Origin of the sequence: Belnapia rosea (assembly GCF_900101615.1) — a bacterium.
Lineage (GTDB): Bacteria > Pseudomonadota > Alphaproteobacteria > Acetobacterales > Acetobacteraceae > Belnapia > Belnapia rosea.
The window spans coordinates 137,365-160,005 of record NZ_FMZX01000004.1; the positions used below are offsets into that span (position 1 = coordinate 137,365).

Consider the following 22,641-nt stretch of genomic DNA (forward strand, 5'->3'; position numbering starts at 1 on the left):
GCTTCAGCCCCGGCCGGCGAAGGCCAGCAGGTCGGCGAGGGTGACGGAGCCGCTGCCGGGCAGGCCGGCGCTGGTGGTGCCGGTTTCCAGCATGCGCGCCAGGGCGTCGCGCAGGGTCGCGCCGTCCGGCAGCGCGGGGCCGGGGGCCGGCGCCGCATGCCGGGGCAGGGCGGAGAGCGGGAACAGGGCGAGGCGCAGCAGCATGCGGTCGGCGCCGAGGAATTCGGCGGCGAAGGCATCGGCGGGGCGGGCCAGAATCTCGGCCGCGGCGGCGTGCTGGACAAGGCGCCCGTCGCGCAGCAGCGCCACGGCATCGCCGAGCCGCACCGCCTCCGCCACGTCATGGGTGACGAGGAGGACGGTCTTGCGCAGCTGCTGGAGCAGGCGCAGCACCTCCTCCTGCAGGCGGCCGCGCTGGACGGGATCGACGGCGCCGAAGGGCTCATCCATCAGCAGCACGGGCGGGTCCCCCGCCAGGGCGCGGGCGACGCCGACGCGCTGGCGCTCGCCGCCGGAGAGCTCATGCGGGCGGCGGGCGGCGAAGCGGCCGGGGTCGAGGCCGACCAGGGTGAGGACCTCCTCGACCCGCGCCTTGATGCGGGCGTGGTCCCAGCCGAGCAGGCTGGGGACGGTGGCGATGTTGGCGGCGACGTCCCAGTGCGGGAAGAGGCCGACATCCTGGATGACATAGCCGATGCGGCGGCGGAGCCTGGTGGCGTCCATCGCCCGCGCATCCTCGCCGCCGATGCGGATGGTGCCGGCGCTCGGCTCGACCAGGCGGTTGACCATGCGCAGCAGCGTCGTCTTGCCGGAGCCGGAGGGGCCGATCAGGGCGCAGCTCGTGCCTTCGGGGACGGTGAGGGAGATGCCGTCGACCGAGGCGCGGTCGGCGCCGGGCCAGCGCTTCGAGAGGCCATCGATCTCGATCATGCGCCGCGGACCCGGGTGGCGAGATGGCGTTCCAGCATGCCGAGCGCGGCCTCCGTCGCAAGGGCGAGCAGGGCGATGGCGATGGCGCCCACCAGCATCCGCCCGGTATCGAGCAGGGCGAGGCCCTGGGTGACGAGGTCGCCGAGCCCGCCGCCGCCGATGAAGGTGGCGAGCGCCGCGGCCGAGACCACCTGCACGGCGGCGACCCGAAGCCCCGAGAAGATCAGCGGCGCGGCCAGCGGCAGCTCCACGCGTAGCGCACGTTGCAGGCCGGTCATGCCGAGGCCACGCGCTGCCTCCAGCGCGGCACGGTCGGCGGTGCGGATGCCGATGACGGTGTTCACCAGCACGGGCGGCAGGGCGAGCAGGGCGAGGGCGATCACCGAGGGGGTGAAGCCGACGCCGAGCAGCGGCAGCAGGGCGGCAAGGACGGCAAGGCTCGGGATGGTGCGCAAGGCCCCGGCGAGCATGATCGACGCCTCCGCGAGGCGCGGGCGGTGGGCGAGGGCGATGCCGAGCGGCAGGGCGAGGGCGATGCCGATGGCAAGCCCGGTCAGCGACAGCAACAGGTGGTCGCCGACCGCGCCGAGGAAGAGGCCGGGGTTGGCGCGCAGCCACTCCATCAGCCGCTCGCCGGCAGGCGGCGCTGCAGGGCGCCGAGCGTCCCGTCGATCAGCAGGGCGAGCAGGGTGACGAGGCCGGCGCCCACCAGGATCTTCTCGGTATGGCCCTGGTCGAGCCCGCTCAGGATCAGCGTGCCGAGGCCGCCGGCGCTGATATAGGCCGCGACCGTCGCCGCCGAGACCAGGGTGACGGAGGCGACGCGGAGGCCGCCCAGCAGCGCCGGGAGGGCGAGCGGCAGCTCCACCCGGAACAGGCGCTGGCGGTGGGTGAGGCCCATGCCCTCCGCCGCGTCCACCACGGCCGGCGGCACCGAGGCAAGGCCCGCGAGGAGGGCGCGGAGCAGGACGGGCACGGCATAGGTGACGAGGGCGAGCAGCGCCGGGGCGAAGCCGAGGCCGAGCACCGGCACCAGCAGGGCGAAGAGCGCGAGGGTCGGCAGGGAATAGAGGATCGAGGCGGAGCCGAGCAGGGCGGTGCGGAGGCCGGGGCGGCGGGCGACCAGCAGGCCGAGGGGGAGGGCGATCAGCAGCGCCAGGGCCAGCGCGGCGGCGACCAGCTCCGCATGGGTAAGCAGGGCGGCGCCGATCGTATCCAGGTTGCGGCTGGTCCAGCGCATCAGGCGAGGCCCTGCCGCTTCAGGAAGCGGGCGGCGACCTCGCGCGGCTCGTCGCCATCCTGGTCCACCTGGCGGTTCAGCTCCTGCATCACGGCATTGTCGAGCCTGGCGCCGATGGCGAGGAGGGGCGGGGCGAGGCCGGGGAAATCCCGCAAGGCCTGCTGCCGGACCACGGCGGCGAGCTGGTAGGGCGGCCAGAGACGCCTGTCGTCGCGGAGCGTGGTGAAGCCGTAGGTGGCGATCTGCCAATCCGTCGCATAGGCGTTCACCACATCGGCCTGGCCGTGGTTCAGCGCGGCATAGCGGAGGCCGAGGGCGGCGAATTGGCGGAAGCGGCGGAATTCCATGCCATAGACGCGGCGGAGGCCGGGCAGGCCATCGGCCCGGTCGGCGAATTCGTTGCCGGCGGCGAGGGTGAGCTGCGGCGCGGCGCGGGCGAGGTCGGAGAGGGTGGCGAGGCCGTGGCGGCGCGCTGTCTCCGGCAGGACCAGCAGGGCATTGCCGTTGTCGATGCCGGAGGGGTCGAGCCAGTCGAGGCCGAGCGGGGCATAGCCGGCGCGGACCTTGGCCAGGACCTCGGCCGCATCGCCCTGCGGAGGCTGCCTGAGGACGACGCCTAGGCCGGTGCCGGTATATTCGGGGTAGAGGTCGATCTCGCCCGCCAGCAGTGCCTGCTGGGCGATGGCGGTGCCGCCGAGATTGACCCGGCGCTGCACCGTGGCGCCGGCGCGCTCCAGCGCCTGGGCGAAGAGCTCCGCCACCACCAGCTGCTCGGTGAAGTTCTTCGACCCGACGCGCAGCAGCGGGGCCGCCCGGGCCGGACTGAAGGGCAAGCCATGGGCGGCCAGCGCGCCGAGGAGGAGACGTCTCCGCATCCGGTGACCCTAGCCCGGCGGAACGGTTGGACAAATCGGTCGCGGCCCGGTCTAGGCTGGTGGGATGTGTGAACTTCTCGGCATGAGCGCCAATGTCCCGACGGATATCTGTTTCAGCTTCGCCGGGTTGATGCAGCGGGGCGGCAAGACCGGGCCGCATGCGGATGGCTGGGGCATCGCCTTCTATGAAGGGAAGGGGGCGCGGGCCTTCCATGACCCGCACCCCTCGGCGAGCTCAGAGGTGGCGCGCTTCATCCGCAACCACCCGATCAAGAGCTGCACCGTGCTCTCGCATATCCGCCGCGCCAACCGGGGACGGGTGGCGCTGGAGAATACCCACCCCTTCCAGCGGGAGCTCTGGGGGCGGCTCTGGACCTTCGCCCATAACGGGCAGCTCGCCGGGGTGAAGCGCTGGCCGCTGCGGCACTACCACCCGGTCGGCACCACGGACAGCGAGCATGCCTTCTGCTGGATGCTCGACCGGCTGCGGGAGGAATTCCCCGCCTCCCCGCCCGCGCACCGGCTGGCCTCGATGATCGAGGCGCTGTCGCGCAGGCTGGCGGCGACGGGTGTCTTCAACATGCTGCTGAGCGACGGGCGGTGGCTCCACTGCTTCTGCGGCAAGCGCCTCGCCTGGCTGACGCGGCGGGCGCCCTTCGGCCCGGCGACGCTGATCGACGAGGATCTCAGCGCCGACTTCGCCAAGGAGACCACGCCGCGCGACGTGGTGACGGTGGTGGCGACCCGGCCCCTGACCCGGGACGAGGCCTGGACGGTGATGGAGCCGGGCCAATACGTGGTGTTTCGAAGGGGCGAGCGCTGGATGCACCGGCGGGTCCCGACCCCGGCACTGGAGCAGGCGGCATGAGCGAGACAGAAACCCAGTCCATGGCCGGGCTCCGCGTGGTGGTGCCGGAGACGCGGGAGCTCGAGGTGCTGGCGCGGATGCTGGAGCGGCAGGGGGCGGAGGCGATTCGCTGCCCGCTGGTCGCCATCATCGACGCGCCCGACCCGGTGCCAATCGAGGCCTGGCTGCGGCGCTTCATCGCCACGCCGCCGGACGACCTGATCCTGCTGACCGGGGAGGGGCTGAACCGGCTGCTCGGCGTCGCGGCGCGGGCCGGGATCGAGGCCGAGTTCCGCGCCGCGCTGGCCGGCGTCCGGCGCATCTGCCGCGGCCCGAAGCCGAGCCAGCGGCTGCGGAGCATCGGCCTCGGCCCCGACCTGGCGCCGGAGCCGGCGACGACGGCCGGGATCATCGCCGGGCTGGAGGCGCTCGACCTGCGCGGGCGGCGGGTGGCGGTGCAGCTCTATCCGGACAATCCCAATGCGCCGCTGCTCGACTTCCTGGCGCGGGCGGGGGCTGAGGCAGACCCCATCCTGCCCTACGCCTATGCGACGCGGGCGGAGGATAGGCGGGTGCTGGAGACGCTCGGCGCGATGGCGGAGGGGCGGGTCGATCTCGTCGTCTTCACCAGCACGCCGCAGGTGCGGCGGCTGGTGAGCCTGGCCGAGGCGGCGGGGCGGCAGGCCATGCTGGCCGAGGCGCTGGCGCGGACGCGGATCGCCGCCGTGGGCCCCGTGGTGGCGGAGGCGGTGCGGGCGGCGGGCGGCCAGGTGGCGGTCATGCCGGAGGAGAATTTCCACATGAAGCCGATGGTGAACGCCATCCTGGCCGGGCTGCGGGATGGTGCCTCATCCGGGCTCCGGTGAGGCGCCCGGGATCAGCGCGGCGAAGGCCGGGGCGCCGCCGGCCAGGGCCGGCTCCCGCCGGAGCAGGCCGAGCCCGGCATTGAAGAAGCCGCAGAAGCGGTCGGCATGGACGCTGGTGCCGAACGGGTATTGCAGCATGCGCCAGCGATTGCCGGGCGAGGGGTCGTGGCGGACGGCGCCCGCATTGTAGGCGCAGGCGACCACGGGCGGGTCGAGCAGCGTCCGCGATGCGGCTTCCGCCATGCAGGCGGCGCCGGCCTCGATCGAGATGTCCGGGCGGCGCAGCTCCTCCGCCGTGACGCCGCGGCCGAGCAGGGCGGAGGCGGTGGAGAGCAGGGTCTGCATGCAGCCGACCGAGACGCGGTGCGGCGTCGCGGCATAGCTGCGGAAGCCGGGCTCGTGCCGCTCCGCCAGGGGGTCGCCGCCCGATTCGGTGCAGATGCAGGCGGCGATCAGTTCGACCGGCAGGGCGTGGCGGCGAGCGGCGGCCTGGATGGGGGCGGCGAAGGCGGCGAGGACGCGGCGCATCGCCGCCGCCTCGGCTGCGCCACTGGCGGTCTCGCCGGCTTCGAGCCGGATTCCCGCGCTGCCGAGCGACCAGCGGGTGCCGCCGCCGAAGCGGGCATGCGGGCGTGCCAGGGCCGCCAGCGCCGTGGGAGAGAGCGGGGGCGTGGCGGCGGGCTGGTCGGGGCGCAGGCGGGACCAGAGGGCGGGGCCGACAACGCCATCCACGGCGAGGCCGAGCAGCCGCTGCAGGGCGGCGACCGCGGCTGCGGTGCGCGGGCCGAATAGCCCGTCCGCGGCGCGGACCAGGCCGGCGACCGAGGGCGGCCAGCCGCCCGATTGCAGGCGCCGCTGGAGCCAGAGCACATCCTCGCCGCGCATCATCGGCTGGGTGAGGCGGAGGGTGCGGGGGGTCATGGGCAGCTCCGGTGCTGGGCGGCGAGGGCGGCGGCGAGCCGGCGGGACTGTGCCTCGCGGCCGGGGACGGGGGCAGCATGGCGGCACTCGGCCGGCAGGGTGGCGAGGATGGTGCAGCGGGCGGGGCCCGGCGCGGCGAGCAGTGCCAGGGCCAGCCGGGCGGAGGCGGCATGGGCGCAGCCTTCCGGGTCGGCGGGCCGGCCGCGGCGCAGGGCCTCGGCGGCGGCGAGCTCGGCTTCGGCATTCCGCGCCGGGTCGCCGGCGCCCGTGCTGATCGCATCCTGCGCCGCGGCGGCGAGGTTGAGCGGGATGCGGCGCGGGCTGTCCGGCGCGAGGGCGGCGGACCAGGCGGCGATGGCGCAGGGCAGGTCGCCCTGGCGGCGGCAGGCCTCGGCGCGGATCTCCTGCGCCTGGCGGCATTCCGGGGCCAAGCCGGCGCAGGGCGGTGCCTCGGCGGCGAGGCGGGCGGTCTCGCCGCGGGCCAGCAGATCCTTGTCCGCCGCCAGCCGCTGCGTGGCGCAGCCGGCGAGCAGCAGCAGGGCGAGCAGCGGCCTCATGGCGCGGCCGCCGCGAGCTGCTGGCGGAGCAGCCCGGTGGCCTGGGCGCGGGTGAGGTCGGGGTCGGCGGCGCGATCCGTCAGCAGCAGCACCAGCTGGTCGAGGTCGCGGCCGGCGGGGTCCTGGCGCAGGGCGGCGAGCGCCTCGCGCAGCATCGCCTGCGGCACGGGCGGGGCGGCGAGGCCGGCCGGGGCGAGGTCGATCGGCGCGGCATCGACCGCATCGAGCGCACCATCCAGCAGCCGGCCACGGAATTCCTCGAGACCGGCCGCGAATTCGTCCGGGCTGGCGAAGCGGCCGGGCGTGTCGAGCGCGGCGCGGGCCGCCTCGGTCTCGCCTCCGGCCAGGGTGGCGAGGCGGGTGGCGGCGGCGAAGCGGCCGGCGGGGGTCAGGTCGGGGGTGAGGAAGGCCCGGGCGAAGATGGGTGAGAGCTCGAGCGCCGAGAGGGCGACGGCGCCATCGACCGGGCCGGGCGGGAAGAGGTTGGTGGTGTAGGGACGGTCGAGGATGCGGGCCCGCCAGCGCTCGAAATGCTCGGTGCCCCGGCCGATGGCCTGGATGGCGCCGAGGCCGATGGCGGCGACCAGCCCGGCGGGGCCGCCGAGGCCGAGCAGGGCGGGGCTGGCCCGGAGGGCGGCCATGGCATCGCCGATCAGGCCCGTCGCCGGTCCCTGAGGGCCGAGGGCGGCGGCGAGGGTCGCCCCGGCGGCCGTGACGGCCCCGGCAATGGCGGTGGCATCGAGGGTCTGGGCCGCGCCGGTGGCGACGGCCCCGGCCTGCCGGGCGGTGGCGGCGCCCGGCTCGGGCAATGCGGCCGGGGCGGCGGATTGGCGCGACTGCTCGCTCTGGCGGGTGGCGAAGTAGAAGCTGATGACGGCGCCGATAAAGCCGGTCAGCGCCTCGGCGCTGGCCAGGCCGAGCGGCCGCTGCAGCCCGATCAGCAGGAAGCCGAAGATCACGATGAAGCAGGAGATCAGCGCCCGGATGGTGCCGTCCGGCACGCCGCAGGGCAATTCGGTGAGGCGGGTGAAGGCCGGGGCGCCGGCGGCGCGCGCCTCGGCGAGGAGGCGGCGGGCAAGGGCGGCCAGCAGCCAGGCCGTGCCGGCGACGAAGACCACCAGCGCGCCGATGACGAGGAGGATGGACCAGGCGGCGATGGGAGACGGCGCGGCCTCCGCCAGGCCCTGGAAGGGCTCGGCGAGGATGGCGGGGATGGCGTTGGGGGGGTGGCGCATCGGGCCCTCCTGCTGGATGCAGGAGGGAACGTATTGGCAACAAAATCCGATGTAAAGCTTATTTTCCTACGAGGCACCATGCGGCATGGCCCGGGACGATCCCGGCCATGCCAGAGGTGCGGCCGCCTGCCGTCACTGGGCTTCCGGGCTGCGCTCCAGCAGCGACTTCAGCCGCTCGGCATCGGCGCGCGGCGCGGAGACGCGCAGCGAGGCCTTGTCGCCCTCATGGGTGATCTCGGCGCCGCGGCGGTCGATCGGGCCCTCGCGCACCAGGGTCTCGAGCGCCAGCTTGGCACTGGCCTGGTTGGGGAAGGACATCGAGAAGCTGACCAGGTCGGCGCCCTCGGTAGAGGCGGCCTTGGGCATCATGTCCTGGGGCGGGACGGCGCGGGAGCCCTGCGAGGTGGTGTTGCCCACCGGGTCGCTGGCGGGGAAGGTATCCTCGACGGCAGCCTCGACATTGGCGTCGCGGGTCTGGTCGGGGCGATCCTGGGTGTGGCTCATGGGTCTTCCTGTTCCGCTATCGGGATCGGAACGCCGGTGACGGGGATCGGTTCGGGCGGCGGCCGGCGCATGGGCGAGGTTGCAGTGCAGCGCGTTCCGGTGCAGCAACCGCCAAAGCCTGTGGAGAGATGCGATGGACCCCATCCCTTGCCCCTTCAGTCGTATTGCGCTGGTGCTGCAGGGCGGCGGAGCGCTCGGCTCCTACCAGGCGGGCGTCTATCAGGCGCTGCACGAGGCGGGGCTGGAGCCGGATTGGCTGGCCGGCGTCTCGATCGGCGCGATCAATGCCACGATCATCGCCGGCAACCGGCGGGAGGACCGGCTGCCGCGGCTGCGCGCCTTCTGGGAACGGGTGACGGAACGCCGGCTCTGGCCCTTCAACCCCTTGGGGGATGACCTGCGACGGCTGCGCAACGGGCAGAGCGCGCTGTCCACCATCGCGCTCGGCACGCCGGGCTTCTTCGCGCCGAACAGCGTGAATCCCTGGCTCGCCCCACGCGGGGCGCCGGGGGCCACCGCCTTCTACGATACGGCGCCGCTGCGGCAGACGCTGCAGGAGCTGGTGGACTGGCAGCTGCTGGCGGAGCCGGGCGGGCATCCGCGGCTGGCCGTCGGGGCGGTGAACGTGACCACCGGCAATTTCCGCTTCTTCGACAGCGCCGAGATGCGATTGGCGCCGGAGCATGTCATGGCCTCGGGCGCGCTGCCGCCGGGCCTGCCGATGGTGAAGGTGGAGGGCGCCTGGTACTGGGATGGCGGCCTCGTCTCCAACACGCCCCTGCAATATCTGCTCGAGGACGAGATGGACAGCCGGGATGCGCTGGTCTTCCAGGTCGACCTCTTCCCCGCCCGCGGCGCCCTGCCGCGCAGCATGGAGGATGTGCTGGGGCGCGAGAAGGACATCCGCTATTCCTCGCGAACCCGCATGAACACGGATGCCTTCACCGCCCGCCGGGAATGGATGGTGCGGTTGCGCCAGATCCTCGCCAAGGTGCCGGAGGAGGCGCTGACCGAGGAGGACCGGGCGCTGCGCGAGAGCCTCGCGCGGCTGCCGCGGCTGGCGATCCTGCAATTGGTCTATCAGGCGCGCGCCTATGAGGGGCAGTCGAAGGATTACGAATTCGGGCCGGAGACCATGCGCGAGCACTGGGCGAGCGGCTATGAGGACACGGTGCGGACCCTCTCGCATCGCGACTGGCTGCAGCTGCCGCCGGAAGTGCCGGGGATCGTGACCCACGACCTGCACCGGGAGGCCGAATAGCCCCGCTCGCACCAGCGTGACCGCTGGCGGGCCCCGGGCTCCCGCTATCCTCCCGGTGTTGTCATGGGAGGACACAAGAATGGGACCCTTCGGCAAGGCTGCGCGGGCTGCGTTGATGCTCGCCCCGCTGGTGGCGCCGCTGACCGCCCTGGCGCAGCCGGCGGCGGCGCCGCAGCCCGGCCAGTGGCATCCCTCGCGCTACGGGGCGGGGGACCAGATCGGGGCGATGAACCTGCTCAACCCGCAGAAGGTGCTGGAGGCGGCGCGGCTGGTGCAGCGTGGGCAGGTCTATCGCCTCGGCGTCCCGGTCGGGCGCGAGACGCCGGCCTTCCCGCCGCGCAGCGCCGCGGTCACGGTGATGATGCCCGACCAGTTCGAGGGGGCGACCGTGCCGTCTGAGAACCGCATGTCCTATGCCGACGACATGTTCACCGGCTGGCTCGGCGTCGGCAGCCAGATCGACAGCTTCGCGCATCTCGGCATCGACAACGTCTTCTACAACGGCAACCACGCGCGTGACTTCATGCGCACCACGGGCGTTACGCGGCTCGGCATCGAGGGCATCCCGCCGATGGTGACGCGCGGCGTGCTGGTCGACATGACGCGCGCCCGCAACAAGCCGATGCTGGAGGAGGGCGAGATCATCACCGCCGACGACCTGCGCGCGGCGATGAGGGACCAGGGCGTCGAGGTGCGGCAGGGCGATGTGGTGCTGATCCATACCGGTTGGGTCGAGCTGCTGGAGCGAGACCCGGCGCGGTTCGGCAAGGGAGAGCCCGGCATCGACAATGGCGCGGCGGAGTTCCTCGCCGGGCTCGGCATCGTCGCGGTGGGTGCCGATACCTGGGGCGTGGAGGCGGTGCCCTTCCAGAACCCGAACCGCATCTGGGAGGGCCATCAGACGCTGCTGGCGAAGAACGGGGTGCATATCCTCGAGGTGATGGACACCCGGGCGCTGGCGCGGGACGGGGCGCGGGAATTCCTCTTCGTGCTCGGCCAGCCGCTGCTGAGGGGGGCGGTGCAGGCGATCATCAACCCGATCGCCATCCGGTGACGCGGCGCGGCGCGGCCCTCGATCGGGGTCACGCCGCCGGCTCGGGGCGCTTGTCGGGAGGGCAGGCATGGAAGTCTACCGCAAGGTCGCGGCGGGTGCCGCGCAGCCGGTCGGACGTGACGCCGTCATCGCCTATCTGAACGAGGTCCTGCCGCCGATATGGGCGGAGGGCTACCCCGCCACGGGTGGCGAATTGCTGACCGTCACCCAGGGCGGGACGCAGGGCGAGAACGGCGTGGTCAGCACGATGTTCGACCTGCAGCCGAAGGGATCAGGAACCGAGGACCGGGTGGTCGCGGTCTGGGGGCTGTCGAAGGCCGAACCGGCGGGGACGCGCGATACGGGCCGCATGGCGGGCTTCCTGAACGGCGTGTGGTCGGCGACCTATCCGGGCCGCGACCGCGGGCATTTCTTTGCCCATACGATGGGAGGCGGGACGGACATCAACCTGTTCCCGCAGCTTGCCTCGGTGAACCGCGGCGGGGAGTGGCGGCGCATGGAGCGCCATGCCGCCGCGAATCCCGGCACCTTCTGCTTCATCCGGCCGATCTACCGGGGGTCGGGCTGGACGCCGGCGGAGCTCGAATACGGCATCTACACCCTGCCGCCGGCGGAGGCCTTCCGCTTCTGGGGCAACGTCTTCCCCAATTGATGGCCGGCGCGCCTAGAGCAAACTCCGATCAGACAGCATCATCTGACCGGAGTAATTTGCTTGTAAAACAACAAGCTAGAGCGGCGTCCATGAGCCATGGCGAACGGAAACCGCTCTATGCTTCAAACTCAATCAGGAATGGCAGAGATGGGTGGGGAGCGGACATCGACAGTACCGTGCTCCTTCGTACGCCTTCATTGCCGGCAGAGTTTAGAAGCTCGGGTCTCGCAGATCTTTCTTCGACGACCGATACGCTCTTTGCAGCGCAGCCAGGCGACGGCGTTCAACCTCCTGCGCCGTCCGGTCTTTCGTCAGATCCAACGCTGCCAGTTCCCGGCCCAGCTTCTGGAAATGCGCCCAGCGGTCGGCGTCGAGGCGGCCCCCGTCCAGCGCGTCGCGTACCGCACAGCCGGGTTCGGTGGTATGCCCGCAGTCGCGAAACCGGCAATTCTGGGCCAGGCGCTCGATGTCGTCGAAGACCGTGCTGAGACCCGCATCAGCGTCGATCAGGCCCACTTCGCGGATGCCAGGCGTGTCGAGGAGCATCCCTCCGCCAGGGAGCAGGATGAGTTGGCGATGGCTGGTGGTGTGACGCCCCCGGGCATCCGTCGCGCGGATGTCCTGGGTCGCCATCCGCTCCTCGCCCAGCAGGGCATTCACCAGAGTGGATTTGCCCACGCCGGAGGAGCCGATCAGCACACAGGTCTCGCCCGGCTTGATGTGATCCATCAGGCCGCCCAGGCCAAGGCCCTGGCGTGCCGAAACGACGAGCACCGGGCAGCCCGCCGCCAAGGTGGCGATTTCGGCGGCCTGGCCTTCGGGTTGCTCGCACAGGTCGGCCTTGGTCAGCACCACCACCGGCCGCGCACCGCTCTGCCAGGCAGCCGCGAGGAAGCGCTCGAGCCGACGCGGATTGAGATCGGCGTTCATCGAGGTCACGACGAAAACGACATCGATGTTGGCGGCGATGACCTGCAGTGTCTGCACGCTGTCGGCCGCCCGACGCACGAAGGCCGTACGGCGAGGCAGGACGGCATGGATGGTGGCAGTACCTTCGCCGACGTTTGCCGACAAAGCCACCCAGTCGCCGGCGGCCGGATGGCCCGCCTCCCGAGCCTCGTGCCGCACGCGTCCGGAAAGTCTGGCGCTCAGGGTGCCGACATCCGTAACCACCAGATTTGCTTCGCGCTGCTGGACGATGATGCGCCCGGGACGGTAGCCGGCACGTGCATGGGGCTCAAATGCCAGCCGCAGCTCATCGCACCAGCCATACTGTTCGATCAAAAGCGACACCCTCACACAGAATGGGCACCCTAGCACCGACCGGGCGGCAAACCGTCCCTTTGAAATGTGGCCCGGACGGTCATTAGCCCAGCACTGCACGAGAAGGGTGTATTGCGCCGACGATGGCGTGCCGCCATGCCCTGCTAAGGGACTGGCGTTGACCCGCCGGACAATAGCCCCGTCGGTTGCCTCAGCATAATTACTGTTGGCGCTACATCCCAACGGGCGAGAGGCAGCTTCACTCCGGCGGCAGCCTGAAAGGCGCCGTTCTGCTTCGGCCAGGTTCGGTCATGGCAGCTTCGTGCCCTTAGCCGTCCAGGATCGCTCAGAAGACTGCGTCAGACTTCCTCATCGACGCGGTTCTGTTCGATGGCCTGAAGTGGCGTCAGCCCTGCGTCGAAATACTTCCGCCATAGCTCCGCATCCACATCGAAGGTTACGACAGCCTCAATCTCAGCGATCCAGGTCTCGAAGTTCATGCACTTGCTCCCGGTGTATGACCAAGTCGCTGCGGAAGCCGCCTTACCCGATCGCTAATCATAGGAGCTTTCTCCAAAGGTCTGCACAGGGGTCGTGAGCGGCCGGCCCACCGGACCGCAGGTGACAGAAGCGGCCGGTCCGCTTCCGGCCAGACATGGCCGTTCGAACTGTCGCCAAGAGGGTCCGCAAAGGGTCGGAAGCAGCCATCGCTGATTGGGTTTTCGCCCTAGCCCGCCCGCCGCGCCCGCAGGATGCGCAGCGCGATCACGCTGAACACCAGCACCATCAGCCCGATGCCGACCGGGCCGGCCCAGTCCTCGATCAGGTAGAAGCGGTCCTCCAGCGCGTAGCCGGCCCAGGCGAGGCCGCCGGTCCAGATGCCGGTGCCGAGGGCGGTGAAGCCGTAGAAGACCGGGCGGGGAAGGTGGATAAGGCCGGCCGGGACGGAGATGCCGGTACGGATGCCGGGCATCATCCGGGCAAGGCAGACCGCGGCGGCGCCGTTGCGGCGAAGCGCCACCTCGGCGCGCAGCAGGGTTTCGCGCGTCAGGCCGACATAGCGGCCGTAGCGGTCGGCGAGGCGGCGCATGCGCTCGGCGCCGAAGGCGCGCGCCACCTCGTACCAGAAGGCATTGCCGAGGAGCGAGCCGCCGATCCCGGCGGCGATCACGCTGCCCAGCGAGAGCTGGCCGCGGGCGGCGGCGAAGCCGGCGAGCGGCATGATCACCTCGGAGGGGATCGGCGGGAACAGGTTCTCCGCCACCATCAGCAGGAAGACGCCGGCAAGGCCGGCCGAGACCACGAGCCCCGAGGCCCATTCCATCATGATGCGAGCCTGTAGAGCAGGAGGGTGACCCAACGGCCGCGAGAGTAGTTGAAGCCGGTGACGCTGGCGATCTCCTCCGGCATCAGGGCCAGCCCGGTGGCGCGGCGGCGGAAATCGGCCTCGGCACGGTCGCCGACCGCGACCACGCGGCCCGGGCCGCCGGCGAGGAATTCGGCGGCATCGGTGCCGGTGCGGAGCAGGCGCACATCCTGGCCGATGGCGAAGAGCACCGAGGGTTCCGAATGGCCGGTGATGCCGAAGTGGCCGGCGGGCAGGCCGGGCGCGCGGGCCTCGACCGCGGCGGCGAGGCGCGGGGCGATCCAGAGCGGGGTGAGATGGGGCGCGACGCCCTCCAGCACCGCGGCATAGAGCGGCACGGCGAGCAGGGCGCCGAGCAGCCCGGCGCGGCCCCAGGCGCGGAGGCGGGCGGCGCGCAGCAGCAGGAAGACGAGGACGCCCGCCGCCGGGATGGCCAGCAGGCCGGCGGGCAGCAGGCGGCGCTCGAGATACCAGGGCGCCCCCAGCGCCAGCCCAGCCAGCCCGGCGGCGACGCCGACCAGCCCGGCGATGCCGATCCAGCGCCACCAGCGGCCCGGCGGGCTGCGCATCGGGTTGATCGCCCAGGCGGCGCCGAGCAGCATCAGCGCCGGGTAGAGCGGCAGGGTATAGTGCGGCAGCTTGGTCTGCACCGCCTCGAAGACCAGCCAGGACGGTACCACCCAGGCGAGCAGGAAACGGGTCGGCGGGTTGAGCCGGTCGTGCCAGGCATTGGGCAGGGCGGCGAGCACGATCCAGGCGCCGGGGAAGGCGGCGATGCCGAAGGTCAGCAGGTAGTAGCCGGGCGGGCCCCAGTGCTTCTCCTCGCCGGAGCCGATCTTCGACAGCATGTCGCCGCCGACCGCCTGCTGGAAGAAGCGGCCCTCCGTCGCGATGCCGATGGCGATGAACCAAGGGGCGGCGGCGGCGAGCATCAGGGGCACGCCCCAGCCGGGCCGCAACGCGCGCAGCCAGGACGCCTCGCGGTCGCTGACCGCCAGGGTGATGCCGGCGAGCAGCGGCACCATCGGGCCGATCGGCCCCTTCAGCAGGATGCCTAGGCCCAGCAGCAGCCAGAAGCCCGCCGCCTGCCGGGCGCTGAAGGCGGTGGGGCGGAGATAGGCCTGGCCGAACAGGCCCATGGCGCCGGCGATGGTCGCCAGCAGCGCGGCATCGGTCTTGGCGATATGCGTCTCGGCGACCAGCACGAGGCAGGAGGCGAGCATGGCCGCGCCGAGCAGCGCCGCCCGACGCCCGACCATGGCGCGGCCCCAATGGAAGGTGGCGAGCACCGCGAGCAGCGCGCCGGCGAGGCTCGGCAGGCGGTAGGGCCAGATCATGTCCCGCGTGCCGAGCCGCGTCGCCTCCACCACATGGACCGAGGCGGATTGCAGCCAGTGGATGCCGGCGGGCTTCTTGTTGCGCTCCTCCTCGCCGAAGCGGATGCGGACATGGTCGCCGCTCTCGACCATCTGCCGGCTGGCCTGGGCGAAGCGGGCCTCGTCCCGGTCGGTCGCCGGCAGGGTGAAGAAGCCGGGCAGCCAGAGCAGCAGGCAGAGCAGGGCCAGGAACAGCTTCGGCCGGCGCTGCAGCGCATCCGGCAGGAGGCCGAGCGAGGGGTCCGGGCTGGAGGGGGCCGACAGATGCATGGGGGCGCACTAGCATGCGGAGGGGACGGGGGCCATAAACCCGCTCTCATGTCCTCCCATCTCGGTTCCCCCACCCGCCGCGCCGCGCTCTCCCTCCTGGAGGCGGTGATGACCCGTCACCGCTCGCTCGAGGAGGCGCTGGATGCGCTGCCCAAGGGCATCGCCCCGCGCGACAAGGCCGCGGCGCACCGGATCGCCGGCGCCGTGCTGCGCCGGGCGGGCAGCCTGGATGCGGTGCTGGAGCCCTTCCTGCGGCGGGAGCCGCCCTCCGAGGTCCGCCAGGCGCTGCGGATGGGTGTGGCGGAGCTGCTGCTGCTCGGGACGCCGGCGCATGCGGCGGTGGCGAGTTCGGTGACGCTGGTGCCGAAGCCCTTCGCCGGCCTCGCCAATGCCGTGCTGCGGCGGGTGGCGGAGGCGGGGTCGGCCGCGCTGGAGGGGCTGGATGCGGAGCGGCTGGATACGCCGCCCTGGCTCTGGTCGGCCTGGCATGCGGCCTATGGGCCGGCGGTGCGGGCGATTGCCGCGGCGCATCGCGAGGAGGCGCCGCTCGACCTGTCGCTCGCGCCCGGCACCGCCGCGCCGGAGGGCGGCGAGCCCCTGCCGACCGGGAGCTGGCGCTACCCGCCGGGGACGCGGGTCGCGGAGATGCCAGGCTTCGCCGAGGGTGGCTTCTGGGTGCAGGACGCCGCCGCCGCGCTGCCGGCCCGGCTGCTGGATGTCCGGCCAGGTGAGCGGGTGCTCGACCTCTGCGCCGCGCCGGGCGGCAAGACGGCGCAGCTGGCCGCGGCCGGCGGGCAGGTGGTGGCGGTGGAGCGGGAGCCGCGGCGGGCGGCGCGGCTGCGGGAGAATCTCGCCCGGCTGCGGCTCTCGGCCGAGGTGGTGGAGGCGGATGCGACGCAATGGGATGCCGGCGGGGCGGTGTTCGATGCCGTGCTGCTCGATGCGCCCTGCACCGCGACCGGGACGATCCGGCGGCACCCGGACGTGCCCTATCTGAAGCGGGCGCGGGATGTCGGGCCGATGGCCGAGCTGCAGCGGGCCCTGCTGGCGGCGGCGGCACGGCGCGTGGCGCCTGACGGACGGCTGGTCCTCGCCACCTGCTCGCTGCAGCAGGAAGAGGGCGAGGCGCATGCGGCGCCGGCGGGATTCGTGGCCGACCCGGTGAGGCCGGAGGAGCTGCCAGGGCTGGAGGCGGCGCTCACCGCGGCGGGAACGGTGCGGACCCGGCCGGATCTCTGGGCCGGGCGGGGCGGGTTGGATGGGTTCTTCATCGCCCGCTGGCGGCGCGGGTGAACCTGTGGCGCATATTATGGCACCGATTCACAACTTATGGTGAATTAGGGCCGATTCCTGCGTGCTGCGGCGCGTGACGGCGCCTTGCCCGCTGCCTCCCGCCGCCGCTAGAACCGCCGGGATGCCAAGCCGCCCTGTCCGGATCGCCCCCTCCCTCCTTGCCGCCGATTTCGCCCGCCTCGGTGAGGAGGCGCGCAGCGTCGCCGCTGCGGGGGCGGATTGGTTGCACCTCGACATCATGGATGGGCATTTCGTGCCGAATATCAGCTTCGGCCCGGTGGTGGTGAAGGCGCTCCGGCCGCACCTCTCCATTCCCTTCGACGTGCATCTGATGATCGCGCCCGCCGACTCCTACCTCGAGGCCTTTGCCGCGGCGGGGGCCGACATCATCAGCCTGCACCCGGAGGCGGGGCCGCATCTGCACCGAAGCCTGCAGACCATCCGCGCGCTCGGGCGACGGGCGGGCGTGGTGCTCAACCCGGCGACCCCGGTCTCGGCGGTGGAGAACGTGCTCGACCTCTGCGACCTCATCCTCGTCATGTCGGTCAATCCAGGCTTCGGCGGGCAGTCCTTCCTCACCAGCCAGCTCGGCAAGATCGCGGCGTTGCGGCGGATGATCGACGCGCATGTCGCCGCCGGTGGCCAGCCGATCGACCTCGAGGTCGATGGCGGGGTGACGGCTGAGACGGCGCCGCTTTGCATCGATGCCGGGGCGGATGTGCTGATCGCCGGCACCGCCGTCTTCGGCAAGCCGGACTATGCCGCGGCCATCCGGGCGCTCCGACCCAAGGTTCTTGCCTGATGCGCGACATCATCCGCGGTACGCGGCGCTTTATCTCCGGCCTCCGCCCCGTGAAGGTGCCGGATGCCCCGGCGCGGGCCTTCCGCGATCTCTGGCCGGGCGACGCGAATCGCGGAGCGCGGCTGCTGCGGGGGGAGTTCGAGCATCTCGGCACCACCCACCGGCTGGACCCGGCGCCGGAGGCGGCCTCGGGCTGGGACGACAGGGCCGGGCCGGCCACCTGGCGGGCGGCGGCGCATGGCTTCGCCTGGCTGCGCGACCTGCGCGCCCTCGGCACCGATGCGGCGCGGACCCGGGCGCGGGACCTGGCCGAGGATTGGCTCGGGCGGGGCGCCGAGGAGGAGCTGGCCCAGGCGCCGGATGTGGCGGCGGCGCGGGTCTCGGCCTGGCTCGGCCATTGGGACTTCGTGGCGGCGACGGCGGAGGACGGGTTCCGCAAGCGGCTGCTGGTGCGGCTGGCGCAGGATGCGCGGGGCGTCGTCGCCTCGCTGCCGGCCGAGGCGATGCATCGCGGCGCGCTGGTCACGCTGAAGGGCGCCATCGCCGCCGCCGTGGCACTGGAGGAGGAGGCCTGGATGACCCGGGCGCTCCGCTTCCTGCCCGGTGAGCTCGAGCGCCAATTCCACCCCGATGGCGGGCATGTCGAGCGCTCGCCGGCGCAGCAGCTGCTGGCGATGCAGGACCTGATCGAGATCCGCAACCTGCTGCATGGGGCGGGGATCAGCCCGCCGGCCCTGCTGGCGACGGTGCTGGAGCGGGCGGGGCAGGCGCTCCGCCTCTACCGGCATGGCGATGGCGGGCTCGCCCAGTTCAACGGCACGCGCGAGGAGGGGGCGGGGCTGGTCGATCTGGTGCTGACCCAGGGCCAGGCCCGCGGCCGGGCGCCGATGCTGCTGGAGGAGACCGGCTTCCACCGGCTTCAGGCCGGGCGCACCCTGGTGATCGCCGATGCCGCGGCGCCGCCGCCGGCCCGGGCGCGGGATGCCGGCACCGGCCTGCCGCGCGGGGCGGACCGCTACGCCCATGCCGGGACCCTGTCCTTCGAGATGTCGGTCGGGCGGGACCGGCTGGTCGTCAATTGCGGCGCGGCGCCGGGGGCCGAGGGCGCCTGGCGGGATGCGCTGCGGGCGACGGCGGCGCATTCCACCCTGATCCTCGCCGATACCAACAGCAGCGAGCTGAAGGAGGATGGACTCGGCCGGCGGCCGGAGCGCGTCGAGCAGGAGCGGCACGAGGCCAACGGCGCGCAGTGGCTCGAGTCGAGCCATGACGGTTGGCGCAAGCCCTTCGGCGCGGTGCACCGGCGGCGGCTCTACCTCGCCGAGACGGGGGACGACCTGCGCGGCGAGGACATCATCGAGATGCTGGAGCAGGGGGCGAAGCCGCCCAGCTTCGTGCTGCGCTTCCACCTGCATCCCGGCGTCACCGCCAGCCTGCAGGAGGAGGACCAGGCGGTGCTGCTGCGCCTGCCCTCGGGCCAGGGCTGGCGGCTGCGGGCCAAGGGGGCGGCGGTGAGCCTCGAGGAGAGCCTCTACCTGGGCGGCGAGCAGCGGCGGAACAGCCAGATCGTGCTCACCACCGAGGCCGGGCAGGATACGGTGCAATGGGCACTCGGCCGGGTGGCAGCGGTGCCGGGCGAGGCGGCGGAAGCCTGACCTCGCCCTGAGGATCGCCCCCTGAAGATCGCCGAAGTCACCAATGTCGATTTCTCGCTGCGGCACTTCCTGCTGCCGCTGATGCGGGGCGCCCGCGCGCGGGGGCATGAGGTCGTGGGGCTTTGCGCCGAGGGGCCGCTGCTGGACCAGCCGCGGGCGGAGGGGTTCCGCGTCATCCCCATCCCCATGGCGCGCAGCCTGAACCCGGTGGCCCAGGCGCGCTGCCTTGCCGCGCTGCACCGGGTGTTCCGGGCCGAGCGCTTCGACCTGGTGCATGCCCATATGCCGATCAGCGGCCTGCTGGCGCGGGCGGCGGCGCGGGCGGCCGGGGTGCCGCGCATCGCCTATACCTGCCACGGCTTCCTGTTCAACCAGCCGGGCCCGGCCTGGCGGCGGGAACTTGCGCTGGCGCTGGAGCGGGCGGCGGGGCGGATCACCGGTACCTACCTCACCGTCAGCGAGGAGGAGGCGGGGGATGCGCGGCGGCTCGGCATCCATCCGGGGGCGACGCCGGTGCTGAACGGGCGGGACCCGGCGCTGTTTCGGCCGGATGCGGCGGCGCGGGCCGAGGTCAGGGCGGAACTCGGTGCCGGGGAGGGGGAGTGCGTGGTGCTCGCCGTCTCCAGGCTGGTGCGGCACAAGGGGTATCCCGAGCTGCTGCAGGCGATGGAGGCGGTGCCGGGCGCCGTCCTCTGGGTGGTGGGCGAGCGGCTGGCCACCGACCATGGCGAGGATCTGGAGCCGTGGTTCGCCCGCGCCGAGGCGGCGATGCCGGGGCGCATCCGGCGGCTCGGCTACCGGCACGACGTGGCGCGGGTGATGGCGGCGGCGGATGTCTTCACCCTGCCGAGCCATTTCGAGGGGCTGCCGATGTCGGTCATCGAGGCGATGCTCTGCGGCCTGCCGGTGGTGGCGACCGACATCCGCGGCTCGCGCGAGATGGTGGTGGAGGGGGAGACGGGCTTCCTGGTGCCGCCGGCGACCGTCCCGCCGCTGGCCGAGGCGCTGGGGCGGCTGGCCGGCGATGCGGCGCTCAGGGCGCGGATGGGGGCGGCCGGGCGCGCCAGGGCCGTCGAGCGGTTCGACGAGGCCAAGGTGGTTGGCCGAAGCCTCGACCTGCTGGGGCTGTAGCCCGGCGCCTCAAGGGTCTAAGGTGTCCCGGTGAATCACATGCCGCCTTTCTGGAAGACCAAGCCGCTCCAGGCGATGAGCCGGGCCGAATGGGAGAGCCTCTGCGACGGCTGCGGCCGGTGCTGCCTGCATAAATTGCGGGACGAGGACACCGAGGAGGTGGTCTTCACCAATGTCGCCTGCCGGCTGCTCGATACGGGGAGCTGCCGGTGCGGCGACTATGCGAAACGGAAGCAGCATGTGCCGGATTGCGTGAAGCTGACGCCGGCGCGGATCGCCGCGATCGACTGGCTGCCGCCAAGCTGCGCCTACCGGCTGGTGGCGGAGGGCAGGGACCTGCTCTGGTGGCATCCGCTGGTCTCCGGCTCGCCGGAGACGGTGCATGAGGCCGGGATTTCGGTACGTGGCCGTGCGGTGACGGAGCGCGAGGCCGGTGCCCTCGAGGATCATGTCGTGGAATGGCCGGGACGCCTGCCGCGCCGTGCGCGGCTGCCCGGAAAGAAAGGAGATATGCCATGAAGGATGCCCTGTTCGGTGGCGTGAACGCCGCCGTGCTGACCGCGATGACGCCTGACCTCTCGCCCGACCCGGCGCGGATGGCCGGGCATGCCAAGTGGCTGCTGGCGAATGGCTGCAACGGGCTCGGCGTGCTCGGCACCACGGGCGAGGCGAACAGCTTCGGCCTGCATGAGCGGAAGCAGATCCTCGAGGGGTTGATCGAGAACGGCATTCCGGCTTCGGCGATGATGCCGGGCACGGGGACCGCCTCGCTCACCGATACCGTCGAGCTGACGCTGCACGCGAAGGCGCAGGGCTGCCGCGGCGTGCTGGTGCTGCCGCCCTTCTACTACAAGAACCCGAGCGATGACGGGCTCTTCGCCTGGTTCTCCGAGGTGATCCAGCGCGTCGGCGGCGGCATCGCGATCTATCTCTACCACTTCCCGCAGCAATCGGCGGTGCCCTTCAGCCTCGACCTGATCGGCCGGCTGCTGAAGGCCTTTCCCGGTGCGGTGAAGGGCGTGAAGGACAGCAGCGGCGACTACGCCAATATGAAGGCGATGATCGACGCCTTCGCCAAGGATGGGTTCGAGGTCTATTCCGGCTCGGACGAGTATGTGCAGCGCATCCTCGCCGAGGGCGGCGCGGGCTGCATCACCGCGGCGAGCAATGCGAACAGCCATTGGGGCGGTATCGTCTATGCGAAGCGCACCGGCGCGGAGGCGGATGCGGCGCAGCAGGTGCTGACCGCGACGCGCAAGGCGGCGACCAGCGCGCCGCTGATCCCGGGCCTGCGGGAGATCATCGCGCGCAGCACGGGCGATGATGGCTGGCGCACCATCCGTCCGCCGCATCTCAAGCTCGGGAAGGCGCAGGCGGATGCGGTCTGGGCGGCATGGCAGGCGGCGGGTGCCTTGCCGCTGCCGGGGCTCGGCGTGAAGGCCGCCGCCGAATGAGCGAGCCGATGCGGTGCCGCGAACCCGCGGTGGGCACCGTGCAGATCGACAACGAGCATGTCCGCGTCACGCGCTGGGATTTCAATCCCGGCGCGGAGACGGGCTGGCACCGGCATGGCTGGCTCTATGTCGTCGTGCCGGTGCATGACGGCACGCTGCTCGTCGAGCTGCCGGGCGGCGAGACGATGACGGCGGAGCTGAAGGCGGGCATGTCCTACACGCGCGGCGCCGGCGTCGAGCACAACGTCGTCAATGGCGGCACCGCGCCGCTGTCCTTCGTCGAGACCGAGCTGAAGGCCGTGCCGGGTTGATACGCAGGAAGGTCAGGCGTTGAACCCGCTGCCGCTTGCTGCGCAATGTGGTTCGATGAACGATGGTGACGACTCCCCGCTGCACGCGGCTGACTTCCCCGGTCCCGTGCAGTGGCGGCGCTCGGCCCGGGCGCGGCGCGTGAGCCTGCGCATCGATGCGCGCAGCGGCGCGGTGGTGGTGACGCTGCCGCTGCGTGCCGGGCGGCCGGCCGGTGTCGCGCTGCTGGCGACGCATGCGGCCTGGGTGCGCGAGCGGCTGGCGGCGCTGGCGCCGCACATCCCCTTCCAGCCGGGGGCGGAGCTGCCGCTGGGCGGCCTGCCGCATGTGCTGCGCCTCGTGACGCAGCGCGAGGGCGAGGCTTGGCTGGAGCCGGGGGCGATCCTGCTCGGTGGCGATGCGGATGTGCCGGCACGGGTCATGGCCTTCCTGCAGGGCGAGGCCCAGGCGCGGATCGGCCTGCTGGTCGAGCGGCATGCGGCGCGGCTCGGCCTCGCGGCGCGGCGCATCCGGCTGAAGGACACCAAGAGCCGCTGGGGCAGCTGCGCGCCGGACGGCACGCTCGCCTTCTCCTGGCGGCTGGTCATGGCGCCGGAGTGGGTGATGGATTACGTCGTCGCGCATGAGGTGGCGCATCTCGGCGAGATGAACCATTCGCCGGATTTCTGGGCCCTGGTGGAGCGGCTGGCGCCGCAGCGCCATGCCGCCGTTGCCTGGCTCAAGGAGAACGGGCCGGGGCTGCTGCGCGTCGGCTGACGAGAAACCCACCGGACCGACTGC

At 72.5% G+C, this 22,641-nt stretch carries 25 protein-coding genes; 13 read left to right on the forward strand and 12 right to left on the reverse strand.

Features of this window, described 5'->3' with window-relative positions:
- Nucleotides 1-3 precede the first annotated feature (3 nt).
- Genes BLR02_RS11065 through BLR02_RS11080 form a run of 4 tightly spaced genes read right to left on the reverse strand, consistent with a single transcriptional unit; the run spans nucleotide 4 to nucleotide 3,045 of the window.
- Nucleotides 4-930 (reverse strand): ABC transporter ATP-binding protein, encoded by a 927-nt coding sequence (locus tag BLR02_RS11065; protein WP_090663080.1) that lies wholly within the window; start codon nucleotides 928-930, stop codon nucleotides 4-6.
- The gene (locus BLR02_RS11070) at nucleotides 927-1,553 is read right to left on the reverse strand and encodes an ABC transporter permease (RefSeq protein WP_090568019.1); all 627 of its coding nucleotides are present in this window, start codon (nucleotides 1,551-1,553) and stop codon (nucleotides 927-929) included. The genes BLR02_RS11065 and BLR02_RS11070 overlap by 4 nt, the downstream gene beginning before the upstream one ends.
- Nucleotides 1,553-2,170: an ABC transporter permease gene (locus BLR02_RS11075; protein ID WP_090663082.1), complete on the reverse strand. Its 618-nt coding sequence runs from the start codon at nucleotides 2,168-2,170 to the stop codon at nucleotides 1,553-1,555. The genes BLR02_RS11070 and BLR02_RS11075 overlap by 1 nt, the downstream gene beginning before the upstream one ends.
- Nucleotides 2,170-3,045, reverse strand: a complete 876-nt coding sequence (locus BLR02_RS11080) for a glycine betaine ABC transporter substrate-binding protein (protein ID WP_090568025.1) — start codon at nucleotides 3,043-3,045, stop codon at nucleotides 2,170-2,172. The genes BLR02_RS11075 and BLR02_RS11080 overlap by 1 nt, the downstream gene beginning before the upstream one ends.
- Nucleotides 3,046-3,109: 64 nt before the next feature.
- On the opposite strand from BLR02_RS11080, the gene BLR02_RS11085 reads away from it, so the two are divergent.
- Nucleotides 3,110-3,913 (forward strand): class II glutamine amidotransferase, encoded by an 804-nt coding sequence (locus BLR02_RS11085; RefSeq protein WP_090568028.1) that lies wholly within the window; start codon nucleotides 3,110-3,112, stop codon nucleotides 3,911-3,913.
- The gene (locus BLR02_RS11090) at nucleotides 3,910-4,758 is read left to right on the forward strand and encodes a uroporphyrinogen-III synthase (RefSeq protein WP_090663085.1); all 849 of its coding nucleotides are present in this window, start codon (nucleotides 3,910-3,912) and stop codon (nucleotides 4,756-4,758) included. The genes BLR02_RS11085 and BLR02_RS11090 overlap by 4 nt, the downstream gene beginning before the upstream one ends.
- Here BLR02_RS11090 and BLR02_RS11095 read toward each other — a convergent pair.
- From BLR02_RS11095 to BLR02_RS11105, 4 genes are all read right to left on the reverse strand, one after another.
- Complete coding sequence (locus tag BLR02_RS11095) at nucleotides 4,741-5,679, reverse strand: peptidoglycan-binding protein (RefSeq protein ID WP_176849505.1); 939 nt, start codon at nucleotides 5,677-5,679, stop codon at nucleotides 4,741-4,743. The two genes, BLR02_RS11090 and BLR02_RS11095, sit on opposite strands and share 18 nt — an antisense overlap.
- The gene (locus tag BLR02_RS29440) at nucleotides 5,676-6,236 is read right to left on the reverse strand and encodes a hypothetical protein (RefSeq protein WP_176849506.1); all 561 of its coding nucleotides are present in this window, start codon (nucleotides 6,234-6,236) and stop codon (nucleotides 5,676-5,678) included. The genes BLR02_RS11095 and BLR02_RS29440 overlap by 4 nt, the downstream gene beginning before the upstream one ends.
- The gene (locus tag BLR02_RS11100) at nucleotides 6,233-7,471 is read right to left on the reverse strand and encodes a hypothetical protein (RefSeq protein ID WP_090663088.1); all 1,239 of its coding nucleotides are present in this window, start codon (nucleotides 7,469-7,471) and stop codon (nucleotides 6,233-6,235) included. The genes BLR02_RS29440 and BLR02_RS11100 overlap by 4 nt, the downstream gene beginning before the upstream one ends.
- Nucleotides 7,472-7,603: 132 nt before the next feature.
- Nucleotides 7,604-7,975: a hypothetical protein gene (locus tag BLR02_RS11105; protein WP_090568039.1), complete on the reverse strand. Its 372-nt coding sequence runs from the start codon at nucleotides 7,973-7,975 to the stop codon at nucleotides 7,604-7,606.
- A 133-nt stretch (nucleotides 7,976-8,108) separates the two neighbouring features.
- Between BLR02_RS11105 and BLR02_RS11110 the strand changes: the two genes are divergently transcribed.
- The 3 genes from BLR02_RS11110 (at nucleotide 8,109) to BLR02_RS11120 (ending at nucleotide 10,942) form a co-directional block, all read left to right on the forward strand.
- Nucleotides 8,109-9,236 carry a patatin-like phospholipase family protein gene (locus BLR02_RS11110; RefSeq protein ID WP_090663090.1) on the forward strand — a complete coding sequence of 376 codons (1,128 nt, stop codon included), beginning with the start codon at nucleotides 8,109-8,111 and terminating at the stop codon, nucleotides 9,234-9,236.
- A 79-nt stretch (nucleotides 9,237-9,315) separates the two neighbouring features.
- Nucleotides 9,316-10,290, forward strand: a complete 975-nt coding sequence (locus tag BLR02_RS11115; RefSeq protein WP_090663092.1) for a cyclase family protein — start codon at nucleotides 9,316-9,318, stop codon at nucleotides 10,288-10,290.
- Nucleotides 10,291-10,357: 67 nt separating this feature from the next.
- A complete protein-coding gene (locus tag BLR02_RS11120) occupies nucleotides 10,358-10,942 on the forward strand; it encodes a DNA/RNA non-specific endonuclease (RefSeq protein WP_090663095.1) in 585 nt (194 codons plus the stop codon).
- A gap of 210 nt (nucleotides 10,943-11,152) precedes the next feature.
- Here BLR02_RS11120 and rsgA read toward each other — a convergent pair whose 3' ends face one another.
- From rsgA to BLR02_RS11135, 4 genes are all read right to left on the reverse strand, one after another.
- Nucleotides 11,153-12,235: a ribosome small subunit-dependent GTPase A gene (rsgA, locus tag BLR02_RS11125; protein WP_218127915.1), complete on the reverse strand. Its 1,083-nt coding sequence runs from the start codon at nucleotides 12,233-12,235 to the stop codon at nucleotides 11,153-11,155.
- Nucleotides 12,236-12,564: 329 nt separating this feature from the next.
- On the reverse strand, nucleotides 12,565-12,705 hold the full coding sequence (locus BLR02_RS29445) for a hypothetical protein (RefSeq protein ID WP_176849507.1): 141 nt from the start codon (nucleotides 12,703-12,705) through the stop codon (nucleotides 12,565-12,567).
- Between the two features lie 227 nt (nucleotides 12,706-12,932).
- Complete coding sequence (locus BLR02_RS11130) at nucleotides 12,933-13,532, reverse strand: DedA family protein (protein WP_090568055.1); 600 nt, start codon at nucleotides 13,530-13,532, stop codon at nucleotides 12,933-12,935.
- A complete protein-coding gene (locus BLR02_RS11135) occupies nucleotides 13,529-15,217 on the reverse strand; it encodes an ArnT family glycosyltransferase (protein ID WP_090663099.1) in 1,689 nt (562 codons plus the stop codon). The genes BLR02_RS11130 and BLR02_RS11135 overlap by 4 nt, the downstream gene beginning before the upstream one ends.
- Before the next feature lie 48 nt (nucleotides 15,218-15,265).
- On the opposite strand from BLR02_RS11135, the gene BLR02_RS11140 reads away from it, so the two are divergent.
- The 8 genes from BLR02_RS11140 (at nucleotide 15,266) to BLR02_RS11175 (ending at nucleotide 22,617) form a co-directional block, all read left to right on the forward strand.
- Nucleotides 15,266-16,510: an RsmB/NOP family class I SAM-dependent RNA methyltransferase gene (locus BLR02_RS11140; protein ID WP_090663101.1), complete on the forward strand. Its 1,245-nt coding sequence runs from the start codon at nucleotides 15,266-15,268 to the stop codon at nucleotides 16,508-16,510.
- Between the two features lie 121 nt (nucleotides 16,511-16,631).
- Nucleotides 16,632-17,312 carry a ribulose-phosphate 3-epimerase gene (gene rpe / locus BLR02_RS11145; protein WP_090568064.1) on the forward strand — a complete coding sequence of 227 codons (681 nt, stop codon included), beginning with the start codon at nucleotides 16,632-16,634 and terminating at the stop codon, nucleotides 17,310-17,312.
- Nucleotides 17,312-18,967 (forward strand): heparinase II/III family protein, encoded by a 1,656-nt coding sequence (locus BLR02_RS11150; protein ID WP_176849508.1) that lies wholly within the window; start codon nucleotides 17,312-17,314, stop codon nucleotides 18,965-18,967. The genes rpe and BLR02_RS11150 overlap by 1 nt, the downstream gene beginning before the upstream one ends.
- Before the next feature lie 21 nt (nucleotides 18,968-18,988).
- Nucleotides 18,989-20,098: a glycosyltransferase family 4 protein gene (locus BLR02_RS11155; RefSeq protein WP_090663103.1), complete on the forward strand. Its 1,110-nt coding sequence runs from the start codon at nucleotides 18,989-18,991 to the stop codon at nucleotides 20,096-20,098.
- Between the two features lie 39 nt (nucleotides 20,099-20,137).
- The gene (locus tag BLR02_RS11160; protein WP_176849509.1) at nucleotides 20,138-20,617 is read left to right on the forward strand and encodes a YcgN family cysteine cluster protein; all 480 of its coding nucleotides are present in this window, start codon (nucleotides 20,138-20,140) and stop codon (nucleotides 20,615-20,617) included.
- Nucleotides 20,614-21,552: a dihydrodipicolinate synthase family protein gene (locus BLR02_RS11165; RefSeq protein ID WP_176849510.1), complete on the forward strand. Its 939-nt coding sequence runs from the start codon at nucleotides 20,614-20,616 to the stop codon at nucleotides 21,550-21,552. Before BLR02_RS11160 ends, BLR02_RS11165 begins: the two co-directional genes overlap by 4 nt.
- A gap of 8 nt (nucleotides 21,553-21,560) precedes the next feature.
- Entirely contained in the window at nucleotides 21,561-21,863 is a 303-nt protein-coding gene (locus BLR02_RS11170) for a cupin domain-containing protein (RefSeq protein WP_245704738.1), read from the forward strand.
- Between the two features lie 55 nt (nucleotides 21,864-21,918).
- Nucleotides 21,919-22,617 carry a M48 family metallopeptidase gene (locus tag BLR02_RS11175; protein ID WP_090568335.1) on the forward strand — a complete coding sequence of 233 codons (699 nt, stop codon included), beginning with the start codon at nucleotides 21,919-21,921 and terminating at the stop codon, nucleotides 22,615-22,617.
- Nucleotides 22,618-22,641: the final 24 nt, after the last annotated feature.

Coding starts and splice junctions, on each gene's coding strand:
- BLR02_RS11065 (WP_090663080.1), bottom strand. CDS start 930: ATGATCGAGATCGATGGCCTCTCGAAGCGCTGGCCCGGCGCCGACCGC.
- BLR02_RS11070 (WP_090568019.1), bottom strand. CDS start 1,553: ATGGAGTGGCTGCGCGCCAACCCCGGCCTCTTCCTCGGCGCGGTCGGC.
- BLR02_RS11075 (WP_090663082.1), bottom strand. CDS start 2,170: ATGCGCTGGACCAGCCGCAACCTGGATACGATCGGCGCCGCCCTGCTT.
- BLR02_RS11080 (WP_090568025.1), bottom strand. CDS start 3,045: ATGCGGAGACGTCTCCTCCTCGGCGCGCTGGCCGCCCATGGCTTGCCC.
- BLR02_RS11085 (WP_090568028.1), top strand. CDS start 3,110: ATGTGTGAACTTCTCGGCATGAGCGCCAATGTCCCGACGGATATCTGT.
- BLR02_RS11090 (WP_090663085.1), top strand. CDS start 3,910: ATGAGCGAGACAGAAACCCAGTCCATGGCCGGGCTCCGCGTGGTGGTG.
- BLR02_RS11095 (WP_176849505.1), bottom strand. CDS start 5,679: ATGACCCCCCGCACCCTCCGCCTCACCCAGCCGATGATGCGCGGCGAG.
- BLR02_RS29440 (WP_176849506.1), bottom strand. CDS start 6,236: ATGAGGCCGCTGCTCGCCCTGCTGCTGCTCGCCGGCTGCGCCACGCAG.
- BLR02_RS11100 (WP_090663088.1), bottom strand. CDS start 7,471: ATGCGCCACCCCCCCAACGCCATCCCCGCCATCCTCGCCGAGCCCTTC.
- BLR02_RS11105 (WP_090568039.1), bottom strand. CDS start 7,975: ATGAGCCACACCCAGGATCGCCCCGACCAGACCCGCGACGCCAATGTC.
- BLR02_RS11110 (WP_090663090.1), top strand. CDS start 8,109: ATGGACCCCATCCCTTGCCCCTTCAGTCGTATTGCGCTGGTGCTGCAG.
- BLR02_RS11115 (WP_090663092.1), top strand. CDS start 9,316: ATGGGACCCTTCGGCAAGGCTGCGCGGGCTGCGTTGATGCTCGCCCCG.
- BLR02_RS11120 (WP_090663095.1), top strand. CDS start 10,358: ATGGAAGTCTACCGCAAGGTCGCGGCGGGTGCCGCGCAGCCGGTCGGA.
- BLR02_RS29445 (WP_176849507.1), bottom strand. CDS start 12,705: ATGAACTTCGAGACCTGGATCGCTGAGATTGAGGCTGTCGTAACCTTC.
- BLR02_RS11130 (WP_090568055.1), bottom strand. CDS start 13,532: ATGATGGAATGGGCCTCGGGGCTCGTGGTCTCGGCCGGCCTTGCCGGC.
- BLR02_RS11135 (WP_090663099.1), bottom strand. CDS start 15,217: ATGCATCTGTCGGCCCCCTCCAGCCCGGACCCCTCGCTCGGCCTCCTG.
- BLR02_RS11140 (WP_090663101.1), top strand. CDS start 15,266: ATGTCCTCCCATCTCGGTTCCCCCACCCGCCGCGCCGCGCTCTCCCTC.
- rpe (WP_090568064.1), top strand. CDS start 16,632: ATGCCAAGCCGCCCTGTCCGGATCGCCCCCTCCCTCCTTGCCGCCGAT.
- BLR02_RS11150 (WP_176849508.1), top strand. CDS start 17,312: ATGCGCGACATCATCCGCGGTACGCGGCGCTTTATCTCCGGCCTCCGC.
- BLR02_RS11160 (WP_176849509.1), top strand. CDS start 20,138: ATGCCGCCTTTCTGGAAGACCAAGCCGCTCCAGGCGATGAGCCGGGCC.
- BLR02_RS11165 (WP_176849510.1), top strand. CDS start 20,614: ATGAAGGATGCCCTGTTCGGTGGCGTGAACGCCGCCGTGCTGACCGCG.
- BLR02_RS11170 (WP_245704738.1), top strand. CDS start 21,561: ATGCGGTGCCGCGAACCCGCGGTGGGCACCGTGCAGATCGACAACGAG.
- BLR02_RS11175 (WP_090568335.1), top strand. CDS start 21,919: ATGAACGATGGTGACGACTCCCCGCTGCACGCGGCTGACTTCCCCGGT.